This window comes from Sphingopyxis sp. P1IMeth2 (genome assembly GCF_900185685.1).
GTDB classification, from domain to species: Bacteria; Pseudomonadota; Alphaproteobacteria; order Sphingomonadales; family Sphingomonadaceae; genus Sphingopyxis; species Sphingopyxis terrae_A.
The window spans coordinates 531,921-551,241 of record NZ_FYAT01000001.1; the positions used below are offsets into that span (position 1 = coordinate 531,921).

At 64.7% G+C, this 19,321-nt stretch carries 14 protein-coding genes and 1 tRNA gene; 9 read left to right on the forward strand and 6 right to left on the reverse strand.

The annotated features are described in order from the left end of the window. Positions 1–106 precede the first annotated feature (106 nt). Complete coding sequence (locus P1IM2_RS02470; protein WP_186401321.1) at positions 107–703, forward strand: cation transporter; 597 nt, start codon at positions 107–109, stop codon at positions 701–703. Positions 704–898: 195 nt separating this feature from the next. On the opposite strand, the gene P1IM2_RS02475 is transcribed toward P1IM2_RS02470, so the two are convergent. Further along, positions 899–973: transfer RNA gene (locus tag P1IM2_RS02475), tRNA-Gly, on the reverse strand. A 225-nt stretch (positions 974–1,198) separates the two neighbouring features. Between P1IM2_RS02475 and P1IM2_RS02480 the strand changes: the two genes are divergently transcribed. Then, positions 1,199–2,110 (forward strand): tetratricopeptide repeat protein, encoded by a 912-nt coding sequence (locus P1IM2_RS02480; RefSeq protein WP_186401322.1) that lies wholly within the window; start codon positions 1,199–1,201, stop codon positions 2,108–2,110. Next, entirely contained in the window at positions 2,110–2,760 is a 651-nt protein-coding gene (locus tag P1IM2_RS02485; protein ID WP_186401323.1) for an LON peptidase substrate-binding domain-containing protein, read from the forward strand. Before P1IM2_RS02480 ends, P1IM2_RS02485 begins: the two co-directional genes overlap by 1 nt. Before the next feature lie 207 nt (positions 2,761–2,967). Here the strand turns inward: P1IM2_RS02485 and P1IM2_RS02490 are convergent, their stop codons facing one another. Continuing rightward, entirely contained in the window at positions 2,968–4,197 is a 1,230-nt protein-coding gene (locus P1IM2_RS02490) for an FAD-dependent monooxygenase (RefSeq protein ID WP_186401324.1), read from the reverse strand. A gap of 139 nt (positions 4,198–4,336) precedes the next feature. Between P1IM2_RS02490 and P1IM2_RS02495 the strand changes: the two genes are divergently transcribed. The 4 genes from P1IM2_RS02495 to ribA all read left to right on the forward strand — a co-directional run bounded on the left by P1IM2_RS02495 (position 4,337) and on the right by ribA (position 9,669). Continuing rightward, entirely contained in the window at positions 4,337–6,652 is a 2,316-nt protein-coding gene (locus P1IM2_RS02495; protein ID WP_186401325.1) for an FtsK/SpoIIIE family DNA translocase, read from the forward strand. 111 nt (positions 6,653–6,763) lie between these two features. Beyond that, positions 6,764–7,420, forward strand: a complete 657-nt coding sequence (locus P1IM2_RS02500; protein WP_062901211.1) for a LolA family protein — start codon at positions 6,764–6,766, stop codon at positions 7,418–7,420. 387 nt (positions 7,421–7,807) lie between these two features. Next, the gene (locus tag P1IM2_RS02505; RefSeq protein ID WP_062901212.1) at positions 7,808–8,602 is read left to right on the forward strand and encodes an exodeoxyribonuclease III; all 795 of its coding nucleotides are present in this window, start codon (positions 7,808–7,810) and stop codon (positions 8,600–8,602) included. Continuing rightward, a complete protein-coding gene (ribA, locus tag P1IM2_RS02510) occupies positions 8,599–9,669 on the forward strand; it encodes a GTP cyclohydrolase II (RefSeq protein WP_186401326.1) in 1,071 nt (356 codons plus the stop codon). Before P1IM2_RS02505 ends, ribA begins: the two co-directional genes overlap by 4 nt. A 102-nt stretch (positions 9,670–9,771) precedes the next feature. Here the strand turns inward: ribA and P1IM2_RS02515 are convergent, their stop codons facing one another. Genes P1IM2_RS02515 through P1IM2_RS02525 form a run of 3 tightly spaced genes read right to left on the reverse strand, consistent with a single transcriptional unit; the run spans position 9,772 to position 12,278 of the window. Then, positions 9,772–10,578 (reverse strand): LytR/AlgR family response regulator transcription factor, encoded by an 807-nt coding sequence (locus P1IM2_RS02515; protein ID WP_186401327.1) that lies wholly within the window; start codon positions 10,576–10,578, stop codon positions 9,772–9,774. After that, positions 10,575–11,720 carry a sensor histidine kinase gene (locus P1IM2_RS02520; protein WP_186401328.1) on the reverse strand — a complete coding sequence of 382 codons (1,146 nt, stop codon included), beginning with the start codon at positions 11,718–11,720 and terminating at the stop codon, positions 10,575–10,577. The genes P1IM2_RS02515 and P1IM2_RS02520 overlap by 4 nt, the downstream gene beginning before the upstream one ends. A gap of 48 nt (positions 11,721–11,768) precedes the next feature. Further along, positions 11,769–12,278 (reverse strand): winged helix-turn-helix transcriptional regulator, encoded by a 510-nt coding sequence (locus P1IM2_RS02525; RefSeq protein ID WP_003046553.1) that lies wholly within the window; start codon positions 12,276–12,278, stop codon positions 11,769–11,771. A 123-nt stretch (positions 12,279–12,401) separates the two neighbouring features. On the opposite strand from P1IM2_RS02525, the gene P1IM2_RS02530 reads away from it, so the two are divergent. After that, positions 12,402–12,737 (forward strand): CC_3452 family protein, encoded by a 336-nt coding sequence (locus P1IM2_RS02530; RefSeq protein WP_186401329.1) that lies wholly within the window; start codon positions 12,402–12,404, stop codon positions 12,735–12,737. A gap of 142 nt (positions 12,738–12,879) precedes the next feature. After that, positions 12,880–14,973, forward strand: coding sequence for a RelA/SpoT family protein (locus P1IM2_RS02535; protein ID WP_058811283.1), 2,094 nt, complete (start codon positions 12,880–12,882; stop codon positions 14,971–14,973). Positions 14,974–14,980: 7 nt separating this feature from the next. On the opposite strand, the gene P1IM2_RS02540 is transcribed toward P1IM2_RS02535, so the two are convergent. Then, a complete protein-coding gene (locus P1IM2_RS02540; RefSeq protein ID WP_409574523.1) occupies positions 14,981–19,321 on the reverse strand; it encodes a hypothetical protein in 4,341 nt (1,446 codons plus the stop codon).

Consider the following 19,321-nt stretch of genomic DNA (forward strand, 5'->3'; position numbering starts at 1 on the left):
TCAGCCGCCATTCCCCCCTGTCGGCGGCAACCGGGAGTGCCGACTGAGGCGGAACCCAAGCGGGTTCCGCCTCCTTTTAGGGATGGTGAGGATTGAGGAGCTTGCAATGAATGAAAAAGCATCCGGGAGCGAACGCGAAAAGCGAACGCTCCAGATCGTTCTCGTCCTGAACGCGGCGATCGCGATCGCCTTCCTTTTAACCGGCGCACTCGGCGATTCGAGCGCGCTCATCGCCAACGGGCTCGACAATCTGTCCGACGCTGCGGTCTATGCCTTGAGCCTCGTTGCGCTCAGCCATGGCCTGAAATGGAAAACCCGTGCTGCCACGGCATCGGGCGTCATGCTGCTGGTCTTCGCGGCCGGCGTCCTGTTCGATGTCGGACGGCGCTATTTCGAAGGCAGCGAACCGATCGGTCCGACGATGATGATCATGTCGGCGGTCGCTGCGGTGGTGAACTATGCTTGCCTGAAGCTCTTGCAGCGCATTCAGGATCCGGACGTCAACCTCAGAGCCGCGACAACCTTCAGCTACAACGACTTCATCTCGAACGGCGGCATCCTGATCGCGGGCGTACTCGTCTGGTGGCTCGGGACGAACTGGCCGGATCTTCTGGTCGGGTTTGCGACTGCACTGATCGCGATCAAGGGCGGGATCGAAATCCTTCGCGACGCCCGGCAGGAAGCCAAACAGCAGCAAGGCTAGAGGCTGTGGGGCCTATCGGATCGGCGGAAGAATGTTCGGACCTGTTCGAACAGAGCCGCCGATCCTTGCCCAGAGGCACCCGACAGCTCGCCCCCATCATATTACGTCCTTATTACGCGAGGCAAAATTCGGGCTCGCGTAACAGGGCATATTACGCCGCTAATCGGCGTAAGTTATTGAAATTTTTTGGAAAACTGGAGCGGGCGAAGGGATTCGAACCCTCGACCCCAACCTTGGCAAGGTTGTGCTCTACCCCTGAGCTACGCCCGCTCTGGCGGCTGGCGACCGGTGGGTGCCAGCGGGTGAGGCGGGCGATTAGCACCGGCTTTTGGAGTCGGCAAGCCCCCCCTTGTACTTTTCTTAGAGGGGCCGGGCGAAGGGTTGGCATCCGGCGTATAATTCCCACATAACGCGGCGAAGAGATTCTTTTCGCGTCGGCACGGAGCCATTGCAGCCCGCCGCCATGGCGCGAAACAACCGGCAAGGAGCATGAGCGTGGCGACATTGGGGCTGAACCCGCAGGAAAAGGAAGCCGTCGAAGCCTTCCGCCGCGACGTCGTCGAACCGTCGATGACGAAGCTCGTCATCCTCGATTTCTGGGCCGAATGGTGCGGGCCGTGCAAGCAGCTCGCCCCCGTGCTCGAAAAGGTCGCCGCCGATTACGCCGACAAGGGCGTGGTGCTGGCGAAGGTCGACGTCGATACCAACGGTTTCATCGCGAGCCAGTTTCAGGTCCAGTCGATCCCGACCGTTTATGCGATCTTCCAAGGCCAGCCGGTCGCCAACCTGACAAACGCGCGCAGCGAAAGCCAGCTCAAGTCGATGCTCGACCAGCTGCTCGCTCAATTGCCGGTCGAAAGCGACGCCGGAGCACGCGCGGTCGAGATCGCCCCGCTGCTCGAAATGGGCGAATCGGTTCTGGCCGAAGGCGACGGCCCGCGCGCGGTCGGCATTTTTTCGCAGGTCGCCGAAATGGCGCCCGACAGCGCCGCCGCGCACGGCGGGCTGATCCGCGCGCTGCTCGCCGCAGGCGATAGCGAAGGTGCGGCGCTGGCGCTGGCCGCCGTCCCCGCCGACATTGTGGGCGATCCCGCGATCGCGCAGGCGAAAAGCGCGCTCGAACTCGCCGCAGATGCGCCCGACGCCGGCGAACTCGCGGCGCTGGAAGCCGCGACCGCCGCCCATCCCGACGACCATCAGGCGCGCTTTGATCTTGCCGTGGCGCAAATCGGCGCGGGACAGCGCGATGCCGCCGCCGACAATCTGCTCCACATCGTCGCCGCCGACCGCGAATGGAACGACGGGGCAGCGCGCGCGAAGCTGCTGTCGCTGTTCGAAGCGGTGGGGCTGGAAGATCCGTGGGTCGCCGCCCAGCGCCGCCGCCTGTCACTGATCCTGTTCGGCTGATGTCGACCGACGCGCCCCTGACCATTCAGCGGATCGCGATTTTTCCGCTGCCCGGGGCGGTGCTGTTTCCGGGACTGCACCTGCCGCTCCACATTTTCGAGCCGCGCTACAAGGCGATGGTGCAGGAAGTGCTGGCGCGCGACCGCCAGATCGGGATGATCCAGCCGCGCCAGATCCCGGGCGAGGAGGATCGCGAGCCCCCCGCGCTTTACGATGTCGGCTGCGTCGGGCGCATCATCGACGTCGAGGCGCTCGCCGAGGGTCGGTTCAACATCGTCCTGGAAGGCGTCGCGCGCTTTCGCGTCCGCCGCGAGCTCGACGTCACGACACCCTTTCGCCAGGTTGAGGCCGAAATAGAGGCCGAGGTCGAGGATGAAGCAGCGCTGTCGAGCATCGAGCGCGCGAGCCTTGAGCGCGAGGCGAAACGCTTTGCCCAGCGGCAGGGCTATGTCGTCGACTGGGCTTCGGTCGGTCAGCTCGACGACGAAACACTGGTGAACGGCATCGCGCAGGTCGCACCGTTCGACGCTGCGGCCAAGCAGGCGCTGCTTGAAACCTCTCCGCTCGAAACGCGCGCCGAACTGGTGATTCAGTTGATGCAGTTTTTCGGCCGCTTCGACGGCGACGACGGACGCGCGACGCTGCAGTAGAGCGTTAGTGCGGCGAGCGCCAGCGACGCGCAAAGGCACGATCGATCCGCGCCCGCGCACCCGGCGTCACCTCTGCCGCGGTGTGCGCCGTGCCTCGATCCTGTCCGACATCTTATGTCCCCTGTTCCCCGCGGCAAAATGGCCGCGCAGGATCAGGCTATGCCGCAATGGTTAGCGCGGTCGCACGGGGCGCCCAAGCAGGACTAGCTATATTTCGGTGCCAGCCAGCAGCCGCGGCAGATCGCCCGCTTCGCCGCGCGCTTCGTCCATGAAGAAGCGCTTGAGCGCCGGCATGCGCTGCACCGCGCCGAGCCCGGTACGGCGGACGAGGGAGGCGGTGCGCCCCGGAATGCCGAACAGCCGCGTCAGTCCGTCGGTCGCGAGGCTGACCATCAGATTGTCGAGCCCGCGCCAGCGCTGATAGCGCGCGAGCAGCGCCGCATCGCCAAGATCGAGTCCGATCCGCGCGCCGTCGACGAGGACCTCGGCCAGCGCCGCGGCATCGCGCAGCCCCAGGTTGAGACCCTGCCCCGCGATCGGATGGATGCCGTGCGCAGCGTCGCCGACCAGGACGATGCGGTCGCCGACGATCTGCGCGCTGTGATGGAAGCCGAGCGGATAGGTCATGCGCGGCGCGACGAGCTCCATCGTGCCGAGAATGTCGCCCGCGCGCTTGCCGAGTTCGGCGAGGAAGCCCCGGTCGCCAAGCTTGGCGAACCCCGGCCCGTCCTGTTCGGATACGGTCCACACGAAGGCCGAGCGATGCCGCCCCTCGCCATCGTCGACAAGCGGAAGCAGCGCGAAGGGTCCCGAGGGGAAAAAGATTTCGTGCGCAATCTGATCATGCGGACGCGAATGCGCCACCGCGCCGATCATCGCGTGATGATGATAGGACCAGTTGGCGATCGTGAAGCCGGCCGCATCGCGGGTCGGCGAACGGCGCCCTTCGGCGACGATGAGCAGTGGCGCCGCGAGCCGCGTGCCATCGGCGAGGGTCAGCGTGACACCATGCGCGTCGATATCGCGCGCGACCACCTTCCACGGCATGAACAGGCGCACCAGCGGCGCCTCGGCAAGCGCCGCCGCGAGCGCGACGCGAAGCTGGCGGTTTTCGACCATCGTACCGAGCGCGGGGGCGTCCGCATCGGCGACGAAATCGAGCTCGCCCGCCTGTCCCCCGTCGCTGACCTTGATCGCGCGGATCGGGCAGCCGTGGGGTGCGAGCCGGTCAGCAAGGCCGAGCACGCCGAACATCTGCCATACCGCGCTGGCGATCGCCGAGGCGCGGCCATCGAAGCCTGGCGCGATCGTCGCAACCGGATCGGCGGGGTCGACGATCTGCGACGACAGACCATGATGGGAAAGCGCGATCGCCAGAGCCTGGCCGACAAGCCCGCCGCCGGAGATCAGGACATCGCTGCGCAATATTTCGCTCATGCCGCCGCTCTACTCTGGCCCGGCGCGCTTGGGAAGCGGGCAGGCGCACCCGGATCGCCGGCGCGCCGGGCGCCGCTTGACGACGAGTCCGCCCCATGCGCATATCGCCGTGGTTAATCGATCGAGGACCGCATTCCGCATGGCAAGCCGCAAGCCCGCATCGGCGAAGGCCGACTGGCGCACCGTTTTCAGACAAAGCATCGCGCGATCGCTGGTGATTGCCGCGGCACTGGCGCTCGCCACCTTCACGCTGTTTTTCGCGCTCGCCCTGCTCACATACGACAGCACCGACGCAGCGCTCAACACCGCTGCGGGCGGCAGCGCCGCCAACTGGATGGGCCATGCGGGGGCCTGGTTCGCCGACCTTGGCCTGTCGGTCGGCGGCGCGCCGGTCGCGCTGCTCGTCCCGCTGTTCGGCATCATGGCCTGGCGGCTGTGGGCGGCCGAGCCGCAGCCCTATTGGCTGCGTCAGCTCACCTATTGCTTTGCCGGCATCCTGCTCGTCGGCATGGGCGCCGAGCTTTGGTCGCCGGCGTCGGGATCACCGATGCCCGCGGGTTGGGGCGGCCTGCTCGCTCTGCTCGCGGGGAGCGCGGTCACCCCGCTGTTTGCGCTGGCAGGCGACCCCGCCGCGGCGCTGATCCGCTTCGGCACGATCCTGCTCCTCATCCTTGTCGGCCTCTGGCTCGCGATGCGCTCGCTGCGGCTTGAAAAGGGCTGGCTCGGGCGGCTCAGACTGCCGGCGGCCGAAGGAAACCGGGTCGTCGAACCGGCGCGCGCGGCCCCGGCCGATGCGCCGCGCCCCGCCAATCTGGTCGAGCGCGTGATCCGGCCGCGCCCGCGCGCCGAACCGAGCGATCGCGCCCCGCCCGAGATTGCCGACCCGGCGCAGCGCTCGGCGCCATCGAAGCCGCGCGCCAAGCCGCAGACCGAGCTGTTCACCAATTACCGGCTTCCCTCGATCGACCTGCTTTCCCCGGCCCCCGACACGCCGGCGGGACAGATCGACAAGGCGGCGCTCGAACGCAATGCGCGCTTGCTCGAATCGGTGCTCGAGGATTTCCAGGTCAAGGGCGTGATCACTGCGGTCCGCCCCGGTCCGGTCGTCACCATGTACGAGCTTGAGCCCGCGCCCGGAACCAAGGCGAGTCGCGTGTCGAACCTCGCGGACGACATCGCGCGCAACATGTCGGCGCTGTCGGCGCGCATCGCGCCGATTCCGGGGCGCACCGTCATCGGCATCGAATTGCCCAATGCGCACCGCGAGGCCGTCGTGCTGCACGAAATCATCGGCAGCGGGCTGTTTCAGGAACATAGCGGCGCGCTGCCCATCATCCTCGGCAAGAATATCAGCGGCGACGCGGTGATCGCCGATCTTGCGCCAATGCCGCACCTGCTGATCGCCGGCACCACCGGGTCGGGTAAATCGGTCGGCCTCAATGCGATGATCCTGTCGCTGCTCTATCGCCTCGGTCCCGATCAGGTGAAGATGATCATGATCGATCCCAAGATGCTGGAACTCAGCGTCTATGACGACATCCCGCACCTGCTTGCCCCGGTGGTGACCGAACCCAAGAAGGCGGTGCGCGCGCTCAAATGGGCGGTCGAGCAGATGGAGGATCGCTACCGGATGATGTCGTCGCTCTCGGTGCGCAACCTCGCGTCCTACAATGACAAGGTGCGCGGCGCGCTCGCCAAGGGCAAGTCGCTCGGGCGGCGTGTCCAGACGGGCTATGATCCCGAGACCGGCCAGCCGGTCTATGAGGAAGAAACGCTTGATTATCAGCCGCTGCCGCAGATCGTCGTCGTCGTCGACGAGCTGGCCGACCTGATGATGACCGCGGGCAAGGAAGTCGAATTCCTCATCCAGCGCCTTGCGCAAAAGGCGCGCGCGGCGGGCATCCATCTGATCCTTGCGACGCAGCGTCCGTCGGTCGACGTCATCACCGGCGTCATCAAGGCGAACCTGCCGACCCGCATCAGCTTCAACGTGACGTCGAAAATCGACAGCCGTACCATTTTGGGCGAGGCCGGCGCCGAACAACTGCTGGGCAAGGGCGACATGCTCTACGTTCCCGGCGGCAAGCAGATCACGCGCATCCACGGTCCTTTCGTGTCCGACGACGAAGTCCGCGCGGTCGCCGACCATTGGCGCGGCCAGGGACGCCCCGACTATGTCGAGAGCGTCACCGAGGATCCCGAGGATGGCGGTTTCGCGATGGAAGGCGCGCCTGCGGGCGGCGACAGCGCCGAGGACCGCATGTATGCCAAGGCCTGCCAGATCGTGGTCGAAAGCCAGAAGGCATCGACCAGCTGGCTGCAGCGCCAGCTGCGCATCGGCTATAATAGCGCGGCGCGCCTGATCGAGCGGATGGAGGACGAAGGGCTGGTCAGCCCGCCGAACCATGTCGGCCGCCGCGACGTGCTGACCGACCAATATGGGCAGCCGCGATAGGGAACTTTCGCCACGCCAACGACTTGAACAGCGTCTAAAGGCCGGGTTCAGGGCGGGTTCAATGCCGCCCTGCAACAAGCCGGTATCGACCGAAACATACAAGAGAGCCCGATGACCCTGACGATCGACCGCCATATCCTGACCCGCGCCGCCGCGCTGGCGCTCGCGCCCGCCGCCGCGATCGGCCTGACGCTGACCGCGCCCGCCATCGCGCAATCGGCGAGCGCGCTCGCCGCGGTGCAATCGCACCTCAAGTCGACCAGTTCGATGACCGCCGACTTCGTGCAGACCGATCGCAACGGTCAGCGGCTGAGCGGACAGCTGACGCTGAAGCGTCCGGGCAAGATCCGCTTCCAGTATCAGAAGGGCGTCCCGCTGCTGATCGTCGGCGACGGCAGCCGCCTGACGATGATCGATTATGAGGTCAAGCAGGTCCAAAGCTGGCCGGTGAAAAATTCGCCGCTCGGCGCGCTGCTCGATCCCGATCGCGATCTCGCCAAATATGCGAAGGTCGTTCCGACCGGAAACAGCGATGTGCTGAGCGTCGAGGTCAAGGATCCCAAGCGCCCCGAATATGGGACGATCACCATGGTGTTCATCCGCGATGCGGGGGCGCCGGGCGGATTGCGGCTGCGCGGCTGGGTGGCGCTCGATTCGCAGAACAACCGGACGCGGATCGATCTGTCGAACCAGCGTTTCAACGTGCCGGTCGCCGATTCGGCCTTCCGCTGGACCGATCCCCGCCCCAAACAGCGCGGCCGCGTCTGACGCCAGCACGACTTTTATGAACAGGGCACCGTCTCCCCCATGGGATTCGGCGCGCTTTTTCCGTCCAACCGACGTTCGGCATCGACGAACTGCAAATGTCGCCGACAGCCGCCGATTTTCGTTCAGCTTGGGGACAGGGAAGAGGGGCTATTTCAACTCTCGAAGGCGCCGACACGGCCTCCGGATTTTGGGTTTCCCCCTGTTGCCCCAACCGGATTGCCAGGTGTCTTCATTCAAGAGCGTGACGAACGCTGACCTTGAACCCCCGTTCCACCGCCCCTGGAACGGGGGTTTATGTTTATGCGCGGCGTGTCTGGCGCGTCGCTGCAGGCGGCACCAGCCCGCAACGATTGCAGTGAAGGCTTCGCACCGATAGAGCCGGACCCCATGACCCAAACGAGCATTGCTTCCTGGAACATCAACAGCGTGCGTGCGCGCATTGGCATCGTCGAGAAATTCCTGCGCGAAGAGGCGCCTGACGTCCTCTGCCTTCAGGAAACGAAGGTCGAATGCGGACTGTTTCCGAAGCAGATGTTTGAGGATCTGGGCTATCGTCACATCGTCACCAACGGCCAGCGGATGCACCATGGGGTCGCGATCGTCAGCAAGCTGCCGCTCACCGATGTGCGCAAATATGATTGGCAGGCCAATGGCGAGGCACGCCATGTCGGCGTGACGCTGCCGTCGGGCGTGCGACTGGACAATGTCTATATCCCCGCCGGCGGCGATATCCCCGACCGCGCGCTAAACCCCAAATTCGGTCAGAAGCTCGACTTTCTGGAGCGCATGACCGAATGGGCGGGCGCGCTCGCCGATACGCCCACAGTGCTGACTGGCGACTTCAACGTCGCGCCGCTCGAAAGCGACGTATGGAACCATAAAGCGCTGCTCGACGTCGTCAGTCATACGCCGGTTGAGGTCGATACGCTCGCCCGCCTGCAGGCCGCGGCTGGCTGGATCGATCTCGGCCGCCAGTTCGTGGCGCCGCCGACGCCGCTCTACACCTGGTGGAGTTACCGCGCGAAGGACTGGGAAGCGTCGAACCGCGGTCGGCGGCTCGACCATATGTGGGTTACCCCGGACATCCGGAACGCGGCGCAGAGCCACCGCGTCGTCCAGCCGGCGCGGAGCTGGGAACGCCCGTCCGACCATATCCCCCTCGTCACGGAGTTCGCATTTTGAGCGACGCGGCGGGTAGCGACCGCGGCGCCCGCCGCGCCGCGCGCGCAATCGACGCGCTGCGCCGCGGGTGGCCCTTTCGGATCGAAGGCGCCGACGGGGCTCTTGATCTGCTCGCCGTCGAAAGCGCGCGCGATGCGGCGCTGGCCGAATTCGGCAGCGCCGACCTGCTGATCTCGGGCGAGCGCGCGGTCACGCTGAAGCTTACCAACCAGCGCGCCGCCGCAACGCCGGGGCCCGTGCGGCTCGCGGATGGCGCCGCGAGCATCGCCGCGGCGCTGGCGATCGCCGACCCGGCGCTCGACCTTGCCAATCCGCTCAAAGGACCGTTTCGCACGATCGCAAACGGCGGCGAGGCGGCGGCGGCGACTGCGATGACAATGGCGCGCCACGCGGGCCTGCTCCCCGCCTTTTTCGTGCACACGGCCGGAGGTGAAGCCGAAACCGTCTGTTCCGCCGCCGACGTCGCCGCCCTGCTCGACCCGGCGCGGCTCGAAATCGCGGCGCGCGCGCGCCTGCCTGTCGCGGCGAGCGAAACCGCCGAGATCGTCGCCTTTCGCAGCCCCGAGGAAGCGTCGGACCATGTCGCGCTGATTATCGGCAAGCGCGACGGCAATCCGCCCGTGGTGCGTCTGCACAGCGAATGCCTGACCGGCGACGTGCTCGGCAGTCTCAAATGCGATTGCGGACCGCAGCTGCATGCGGCGCTGCACGCGATGGCCGACGCGCCATGGGGGGTGTTGCTCTATCTGCGCCAGGAAGGCCGCGGCATCGGCCTCGTCAATAAGCTGCGCGCCTATGCGCTGCAGGATCAGGGCTATGATACAGTCGACGCCAATCTGCGGCTGGGTTTCCCCGTCGAGGCGCGCGATTTTGCGATCGCCGGCCAGATGCTCGCGCTGCTCAACATCCCGCGCATCCGCCTGATGACCAACAATCCCGAAAAGGTCGCGCGACTGGAAAAGGAGGGCGTCGACGTCGTTGAACGCATCCCGCTCGCGCTGCCGACGAACAAATATAACGCGCAATATCTCGCGACGAAGCGCGACCGCACGGGGCATCAATTGTAGAGCCTCGCCATTGCGAGCGCAGCGAAGCAGTCCAAAGCGGCTTACGCCTGCTCTGGATTGCAGCGTCGCTTCGCTCCTCGCAATGACGATATGTGTTGGCGCTTAGTGCACGAACCGCGCGACCACGTCGCGGTAGCTGCGGCTGACCTTCACCTGCGCGCCCGAGCCGAGCACGAGGAAACACTCGCCGTTGGTGTGGGGCTTGACCTGCTTCACCTGGCTGAGGTTGACGATGGTCGAGCGATGCACGCGCTGGAAATTGCGCGGGTCGAGCCGCTTTTCGAGATCCTTCATCGTTTCGCGCAGGATCAGCGAATTGTCGGCGGTGTAGATGCACATATAGTCGCCGGCAGCGTCGATGCGTTCGATGCTGTCGACATCGACGCGGAAAATCTGCCCGCGATCCTTGATGTTGATCATCTTTTCGTAGCGGTCAGCGGCAGGCGCATCGGCCGCCGTTTCGGCATCATATTCCTCGACCGCGTCGGGCGCGACTTCGGCAAGCACCGTCTTCAGCCGCTCAACCTCGGCCGCGCCACGCTTTTCAGTGAGGCGCTGGCGCACGCGGTCGAGCGCATCGGCGAGCCGCTCGGGTTCGACGGGCTTCACCAGATAATCGACCGCCTGCGCCTCGAAGGCGCGGATCGCATGATCCGAATAGGCGGTGACGAAGACGACGAGCGGCGGCTCGACTTCCATCAGCCCCTGGATCACCGAAAAACCGTCGAATCCGGGCATCTGGATATCGAGGAAGACGAGGTCGGGCTTGTGCGTCTTGATCTTGCGAATGGCCTCCCGGCCGTTCTGCGCGGTGTCGACGACTTCGACATCGCTATGCGCTTCAAGCCGCAGTTGCAGGCCCTGGGTCGCCAATTTCTCGTCATCCACCAGGATGGTTCTGATCGTCATGTGCGTTCGGTTCCAATCGTCGCTTGTCCATCGGGCTGAAACGGAATCTCGATAATCACTGTGAATCCGCCATCGGTGCCCGATTGCACCTCGAACCGTTGCTGGTCGCCATAGGCCTGGGCCAGCCGGTCCCTGATGTTGGCTAAACCCACACCGGTCGATTCCGTTGCAATCCCGGTGGTGGGGTCGACGCCATCGGCTGACAATCCCGTGCCGGTGTCGGACACGGTAATCCGAACATTTTGACCGGCAAGCTGAGCCGTCAGGGTAATGTCGGCTCCTTCTTCCTGCGGTGTCACCGCATATTTGATCGCATTTTCGATCAGCGGCTGGAGCAGCAACGAAGGCAGGCGGGCGCGCTGCGCCGCCGGATCAATCTGGAAATGCGGCCGCAGCCGGTCCTCGAAACGCATCTTCTCGATGTCGAGGTAGAGCTTCAGCGTCTCGACCTCCTGCGCCAGCGTCACCTGCGCGGTCGGTTCGTTGGCGAGCGTGTAGCGCAGAAAGGCCGACAGGCGCGACAGCATCGCATTGGCGGGCTCGGTCTGTTTCAGAAGGACAAGGGTCGAGATGCTGTTGAGCGTGTTGAAAAGGAAGTGCGGGTTGAGCTGGTAGCGCAGCATCGCGAGCTGCGCCGACGCGGCCTGCGCCTCGAGCCGCAGCACGCGGTCATTCTGTTCCTCGAGCTGCAGGAAATAGTTGATCGCGAAATAGAGCGCCGACCAGGCGGCGAGCGTCGTCGCGTCGATATAGATCGATACCAGCAGCAGGCCAGTAAAGCTCGTCTCGCTGTCGGGCTTCAATATCTGGAACAGCCAGGCGTCGATGAAGGCCCAGACCGCGGTGGCGAAGGCCAGGAGGCCGAAGCTTGCCCCCCACATCAGGATCGTGCGGCGGTTGATCAGCGCGCGATAGCAAACCGAAAGCAGCAGTGTCAGCGAAAAGCCCGTAACCGCGGAAACGACGACGAGGAAAAGGAAATCGAAGGATTGGCCGCCCGCCAGCCCCGACACGACGCGCAGCCCGAACCAGCCGAGCCAGCCGAGGATCTGGAGATTCCAGAAGGCGCGGATCTTGTTCCCGAAAAACGGCCCGGGCGAGGAAAAGCCGAACAACGGAATCGGGGAAGTCTGGCTTGCCATATCAGCCGCCGAAATCAGGGGACGAGCGCGTCGTCCGCAAAGTGGGGATCATTCGGCCGCGACCGGTGCCATCCGCACGCGCGCCTGGCCGAGCGGCTGGAGTTCCGAACGATGTTTCCAGACAAGCTCGCCATATTCCAGCGGCCGGCCGTCGTGCGCGGTGATCGTCACCGGGCCGATCGGCTGTTCGTCATGCGAATCGACGAGCACCGGGGTCGAGGGAACCCCCGCCCCCCATTTTTCGCCCCACTGGCGCAGCGCGATCATCGCGGGCAGCAGTTCGACGCCCTTCTGGGTAAGCTGATACAGAACCTTGCGACGATCCTCGGCCATCACTTCGCGCGCCATGATGCCATGATCGACCAGCTTCGACAGCCGGTTTGACAGGATGTTGCGCGCGATATTGAGCTCCTGCTGGAACTCTTCGAAATGATGGACACCGTTGAAGGCGGCGCGAAGGATCATGAAGGACCATCGTTCGCCCATCGCCTCGAGCGCGAGCGGCAGGGCGCAATTGCCCCCATCAAGATCGTTCAGTTTTTCGCGTAATTTTCCCATAGGCCATGCCCTAACGTAAAATCGCCGCCGTGCCAAAAAAATATAGGGCCTCGGTTGCATTTCGCAACGGACGCACCAGATCGCGAAGCGCAACCTTTCGGTTGTCAAAAAAAGGAGGCTCCCATGTTCCATTTCCGGCTTTCCCCCGGCACCCCGATGCTCGCCCTGGCGGGCGCGCTGTCGATCGGCGCCGCGGCGCTCCCCGCTGTTCCTGCCGCCGCCGCTGGCGGCCCTTTCTATCGCGCCGAACTGGCCGACGCGGCGAAGACCGCGCGCTTCGTCGCCCGCGATGTCGTCTGGGTCTGTGAGGGCACGACCTGCACGGCAGGCCGCGGCACCAGCCGTCCGCTGATGATGTGCGCCGCACTCGCCAAGAAGACGGGCCGGGTTACCAGCTTCACCGTCGATGGCAAGCCGCTCGAGAACGCCGACCTCGCGCGCTGCAACGGCGAAGGCTGACCCTTCGCCCGCAACAAGGGCCGCGCCGGCTCTCCCCCTGCACCGCGCGGCCCTTTTCTTGCCCTGGCGAAGCCTCGTGGCTTCGCTGCTCCACCGATACAAATATATTGCAATTGGCCTCGCATGAACGACATTGGATGCGATGCTGAGGCAGTATGAACTTGTCGAGCGCGTGCGCGCTTATGATCCCGACGTCGACGAGGCGCTGCTGAACCGCGCCTATGTCTTCACCGTACAGAAGCACGGGAGCCAGAAGCGCGCGTCGGGCGACCCTTATTTCAGCCATCCGGTCGAGGTCGCGGGCATTCTGACCGACCTGCATCTCGACAGCGAGACGATCGTCACCGCGCTGCTCCACGACACGCTGGAAGACACGCTGACCACACCCGAAGAGATCGAGCGGCTGTTCGGCGCCGACGTCGGGCGACTGGTCGATGGCGTCACCAAGCTCAGCAAGATCGAGGCGCAGACCGAGAATGAGCGCGCCGCCGAAAATCTGCGCAAATTCCTCCTCGCCATGTCCGACGATATCCGCGTGCTGCTCGTCAAGCTCGCCGACCGGCTGCACAATATGCGCACGCTGCATTTCATCAAGAATCCGGACAAAAGGCGCCGCATCGCCAAGGAGACGATGGACATCTATGCCCCGCTCGCCGAGCGGATCGGCATGTATGAATATATGCGCGAAATGCAGCTTCTGGCCTTTCGCGAGCTCGAGCCCGAGGCCTATGCGACGATCACCGGCCGGCTCGCCAAACTGACCGCGGGCGGCAAGGACAAGGTCGCCGGGATCAGCCGCGAGTTCAAGGAACTGCTCGCGAAAAGCGGGATCGAGGCGGACGTGTCGGGGCGCGAAAAGCATCCCTATTCGATCTGGCGCAAGATGCAGGAACGCCACGTCAGCTTCGAACAGGTCACCGACATCATCGCCTTTCGCGTCATCACGCGCAGCGATGCCGACTGCTATGCCGCGCTTGGCGTCTTTCACCGCAAGTGGAAGATGGTCCCCGGCCGCTTCAAGGATTATATCTCGACCCCCAAGCGCAACGGCTACAAATCGCTGCACACGACGATCATGCACAATGAAAATATGCGGATCGAAATCCAGATCCGCAGCGAAGCGATGCACCAGCAGTCCGAATTCGGCTTTGCCGCGCACTGGGCCTACAAGCAGGGCGGCGGCTCACCCGACGGACAGGCGGGATGGATTCGCGACCTGCTCGAAATCCTGGACCAGACGCACGATCCTGACGAACTGCTCGAGAATACGCGCATTGCGATGTATCAGGACCGCATCTTCGCCTTCACGCCGAAGGGCAGCCTGTTCCAGCTTCCCAAGGGCGCGACGCCGGTTGATTTTGCTTATGCCGTCCACACCGGGCTCGGCGACCGCACCGTCGGTGCCAAGGTCAACGGCCGGCTCGTGCCGCTGCGCACCCAGCTCGTCAACGGCGATACCGTCGAGATATTGTCGTCCGAAAAGCAGACGCCGCAGCCCGCGTGGCTGGGCTTTGCGGTGACGGGCAAGGCGCGCGCCGCCATCCGCCGCCACGTCCGCTCGAAGGAAAAGGTCGAACTCGCCGCCCTTGGCCGCAAGATGTACGACGAGATCGCCCGCCGCCTGCCCAACAAGGTCGGCGACAAGGCGCGCGCCGCCGCGCGCGAGCGGCTGAAGCTAGAGGATGACAGCGCGCTCTATGTCGCGATCGCGCGGCGGCGATTGTCCGACGACCAGATTCTCGAAGCGCTCGTCCCCGGCATCACCGCCGAGATGAAATCGAAGCCGGGCAAGCTGCGCCAGGGCGCTGCGGTGTCGATCGAGGGGCTGACCCCCGGCGTCGCCTACAAGCTTGCCGACTGCTGCCACCCCGTTCCCGGCGACCGCATCGTGGGCCTCGCACGGCCCGGCGAGGGGATCGAGGTTCATGTGATCGATTGCCCCAGCCTGGCCGACGGAATCGACGCCGACTGGATCGACCTGAGGTGGCAGGAGGACAGCGAGGGCGGCAATGCCCGGCTGTGCGTCGTAATCCTCAACGAAACCGGTACGCTCGCCGAAATGTCGGGCATCCTCGCCGCCAATTCGGCGAATATCACCAATCTGCGGCTGTCGAACCGGGAGGGCGATTTCCACACCTATGACGTGGTCGTCGAGGTGCGCGACGTTCAGCATGTCATGCGTATCCTGTCCGCCCTTCGCGCATCGGACAGCGTCGTGCAGGCCGAGCGGCTCTAGCGAAACGTCAGTTCGGGTATGCCAGGGGCGGTCGCCATGCCGCCTGATCGACGGTGTCGCTGACCTTGTAGACCAGCCCCTTGCTGTTCAGGAACAGCTTCTCCATTTCGGGCCGGGTGAAGGGGCGCGAACCGACGCGGCCGAACACCGCCATCTGCCCCCCCGTTTCGTCGACCGCCCGGTCGCGGTCGAGCCCCTTCGACAGCGCGAGCGCCGGCGACGGAGTTTTGGCCCAGGCGATCAGTTCGGGCGTCGGCGCGGGCGAGAAGCCATAGAGGCCAGGATTGTCCGGACTGGTAAGCTGGAGCACCTTGATGCCGTTCCGTCCGTCGGCAACATAGGCGAAGAGCGACGCGTTGGTCGATGCGACGATTACATCCTCGGCATCGTTGAGCGCCCCCCCGAAGGTCATCGCGGGCCAGACGGCCGGCGCCATCGGCCGCGTGACGTCGACGATCACCAGACCATCCTGCTTGGCCGCGACATACATGAAAGTGCGCGCGAGATAGATTTTGCGCGCGTTGGCGAGCCGCACCGTTCCCGCCGGAACCGGTTTCGGCCGGTCCATATGCGTGATGTCGAACAGCTTCACGCCCTCCGCGTCAGTGACCCACAGGTACCGGAACTGCACGGCACTCGCGCGCGCATCGGTCAGCGGCAGCTGCGCCGTCACCTTCGGTTCGAGCGGCGTCGACAGGTCGAGCACGACGAGCCCGGCATCGGTGGTGACATAGGCATAGTCGCCCGCAAGCGTCACGTGGCGGGCCCCGGCAAGCACATTGTCTGGATTCCACGTTAGCGCGCGGCTCAGCTTGTTATTACGGAATTCGCCGTCCGCCATCGTGTCAATGTCGACCAGAATCAGGCCTTCGACGCTGTCGGTGATGACGGCATAGCGGTAGAGCGGGTGCAGTGCCTGTTCGTGATTTTCAGGGAAATCCTTACGGATATGCTCGTTGCGGGCCATGCTGATCGGCTGGGTCGTGCCGATCGCCATGCAGGTCGCGTTCGTCGTTTTGACATGCGTATCGTGCCCCAGCGGCGAAAAAGGCGCGCGGGTGATGCGTTCGGAGAAGCCCTTGTTGCCGATCGATGCGACGTCATAGACGCGAAAGCCGCCCCTGCCTTCGGCGACAAACATATATTCGCCGCGCAGTTGCAGGCAGTTGACCCGGCCGCTCGTCCCCTGGACGATATTCGCGAATTCCTCGAGCGCATGGCTTTCGCCCGACCCCTTCTTGTCGAAGGTCTTGCCGCGCACCCAATTTTTGAGCTCGCGATGGTTCTGGTCGACGTGCAGGCGCCAATAGTCGGGATAGGCATATTTCTGCAGATAACTGCCGATCACCGCCTGCGGCTCGTCCCATTCGGTGACGCGGGTCGCCTGGAAGCCGTCCTCCAGCCCCGACCAGACATTGAGCCCGACGAAATTGACAAAATTGGTCCCCATCAGGAGCAGCTGCGACATGATCGCATTATTGTCATCCGCCTGCGACAGATGGCAGTCGGTGCACTGCTTCGTTTCCTGACGCCGGACCGTATGCGGGAAATGCGGCGCGAAGGCCTGGCTCGAGAAGCCTGCAGCAGAGATCGGCGGTTGCTGGATATAGATGCGTTCGCGGTTGAGGTTCGTCGAGGACAAGACCAGCGCCGATGTCGACCGGATCGGCGCGATGATCCCACGCGGATTGCCGTCGGCGTCGGGCTCGCCGGGCTTGGTCAGCATGTGCCGGCCGAGCTGGAACATTTCGTCGCGCGCGACCTGCGGGTTGTAGGTTGCGAAGTTGCGCGTCTCCTCCCCTTCGAAATGGTGCATGCTGGTCTTCCAGTTCGCCTCGATCGGCAAATGGCAACCGCCGCAGCTCGTCGTCCACGACAGGTGACAGGTGAAGCAGGCCATCTTGTCGTCGCCGTGCGCGCGATCTTCCCTTGCCACGCCCGGCCCCCACGCAAAGCTGCCATCGTCGGCGCCGCTGCGCGACATCAGTTTGGCGCGCGCCGCCTTCGCGTTGAAATGCGGTCCCGGCGTCACCGCCTGCTTGACGAGGCTGACCTGCCACTGGAGCTTCGGATCGACGATCGACCGCTGGATCAGCCCGGTGATTTCGCCATTGTCGTCATATTGGAATTCGAACCGGCGCCGGCCGTCCGAATTGCGGAGCAGCGCAAGATTGGTTCCCTGCGGCCGTGCCGCGACATTCGAGGTGAGCAGATTGGGATAGGCGTCGGCGGTGCCATGGCAATCCTTGCACCCGATCTCGACCGCGTTCGCGACCTCGCCCTGGATATAGCCATTGCCGTGCGCATCCTGCGCGAAGTGACAGTCGGCGCACTGCATCCCCTTTTCGGCGTGAATGTCCATCATATGGACCGCCTTGCCGGGGTTGATGCCGGGCGGCACGAATTTGCCCTCGACACCGGGTTTGGCGGGATCGGCGCTGGCGAGGCACAGGTCGCGCTGCGCCGGGTCGCTGTAGCTGGCGCAGCTCTTGCGCCATTTTTCGGGATCTTTGGGATCGACGATATGCGCCTTGTCGGTGCCATAGGTCGACATATTGCCGTCGGCGTCGAGCAGATTGCCGCTGCGGTCGCGTTTGAAGATGCCGCGGAAGTTCCAGCCATGGCCGTGATAGTCGGCGAACTGGGTGTCCTTGTTACTGTCGTTCACGTCATAGACGTCGCGCAGAAACTCGACGTCGGCCCAAAGGCCGCGCGGGCTCGCGCCTTCGGGATTGCGTTCGAGAACCTTGTGGACTTCGGCGGCGGTCGGATAGCGTTGTTGCTTGTATTTCTTCTGATATTCCTCGTCGCTCATCCCCGGCGGCCGCGGCGCGGTGTTGTCGGGGCCGGGCCATAGCTGCGGCGCATCCGATTCATAATCCCACATCGTGTAGCCGAGGTAGGAGTTCAGGAAGATATTGGGCTGGTGCATGTGGCAATTCATGCACTGCGCCGTCGGGATCGCGCGGGTGAAGGTATGGGTGATCGGATGCCCCGATTCGCGCCGTTCCTTCGCGGGAACCGCCTGCGGTCCGGCTTTCGCGGCTTCGGGATCGATCAGCGCGCCATGGCCGTCGGGCGACGGCGCATGCTTCGCCGTATCGCCAAGTGCGTCGCCAGCGCTCCCACCATGTCCGCCGTCATGTCCGCCGCCGTGCCCATCATCATCGGGTTTCCTTTTCTTCTCCGCGATCGTCGGATCGATCGTCGCGCTTTCGCCATCGCGGCCATATTGCGCATAAGTCAGACTGTGCCGCGGTTCGCGGTCGTTGGCATAGATGACATGGCAGCCGGCGCAGCCCGACTGGCGATAATCGCCCGGCTGGTCGTTGGTGCCCATGAACCACATGAAAGGATCGTTGAGGCGCGTCTTGTGGATGTTGAGCACCGGAATCGCGACACGCAGCCCGGTGCCGGGGCCGCGGTTCGACTGTTTGAGGTCGGGGCGTCCGGGTTCCTCGAGCCGCTGGATGCTGCCGGTCGGGTTCGGCAGGCCGATTTCGGCGAACTGGGTGTTGATGTTGCGGCCACCGCGTTCGAAGACGCGGAAGACGTCGCCGGGCGGGATCACGCTCCAGCGCGGCAGCGGGTACATTTTGGCAAGCGCGCCGCGTTTCTTTTCGGCGTCGGTCAAAATCTTGTCGAAGCCGAACTCCGGCTTGCACGCCTCGGCATATTCCTCTTTCGTCAGCCGCGACGAGGGCGACAGGATGCAGGCGGCCTTGCCGTCGCGCGTATAGGCCTCGCCGAAGATGTAATTCTTGTAGGGAACGATGCCGTTGTTGTACGCCGCCCCGCCCCACAGCATCGCGCCGGTCGACATCAGCGACCGCTCGGTCGCCTCGATGATCTCGAGATGGCACGACCCGCAAGCCTCGCGCGCCACGCGGTAGTCGCTCGGGTTGACGAAGCGGATATATTCGGGCGCCTCCTTGTTGAGCAGCGTGTAGCTGCGTTTCGGGTTCGCCGATGTGCCGCCCCACGCGCCGGGCAGCGTCGGCTGGGGGTGCGCAAGCTTCATCGCCGCCAGATTATAGGGATTGTCGTAGCCAAGTTCGGGGCGCCCGAACGCCGCGGGCGATTGCGAATCGCCGCCGTGGCAGTCGGTACAGCCGAGCCGCACCGCAGGCGTCGCGTGCATCGACGGCCGGTCGGTCTGGGTATGGCAGCTGTAACAGCCCTTCGACTTTGCCTCGACGTCGGCCTCGCTCTGTTCGCGCGGTGCGGGCGGGGTGAAGCGATAGGTGACGGCGACCGGCTTTTCGCCTTCCGACGCGCGCGCGCCCTGCATACCGGCGGTCATCGCCATCAACAGGAAGATCAGGAGGGCGAGGAGCCTGCGCATCAT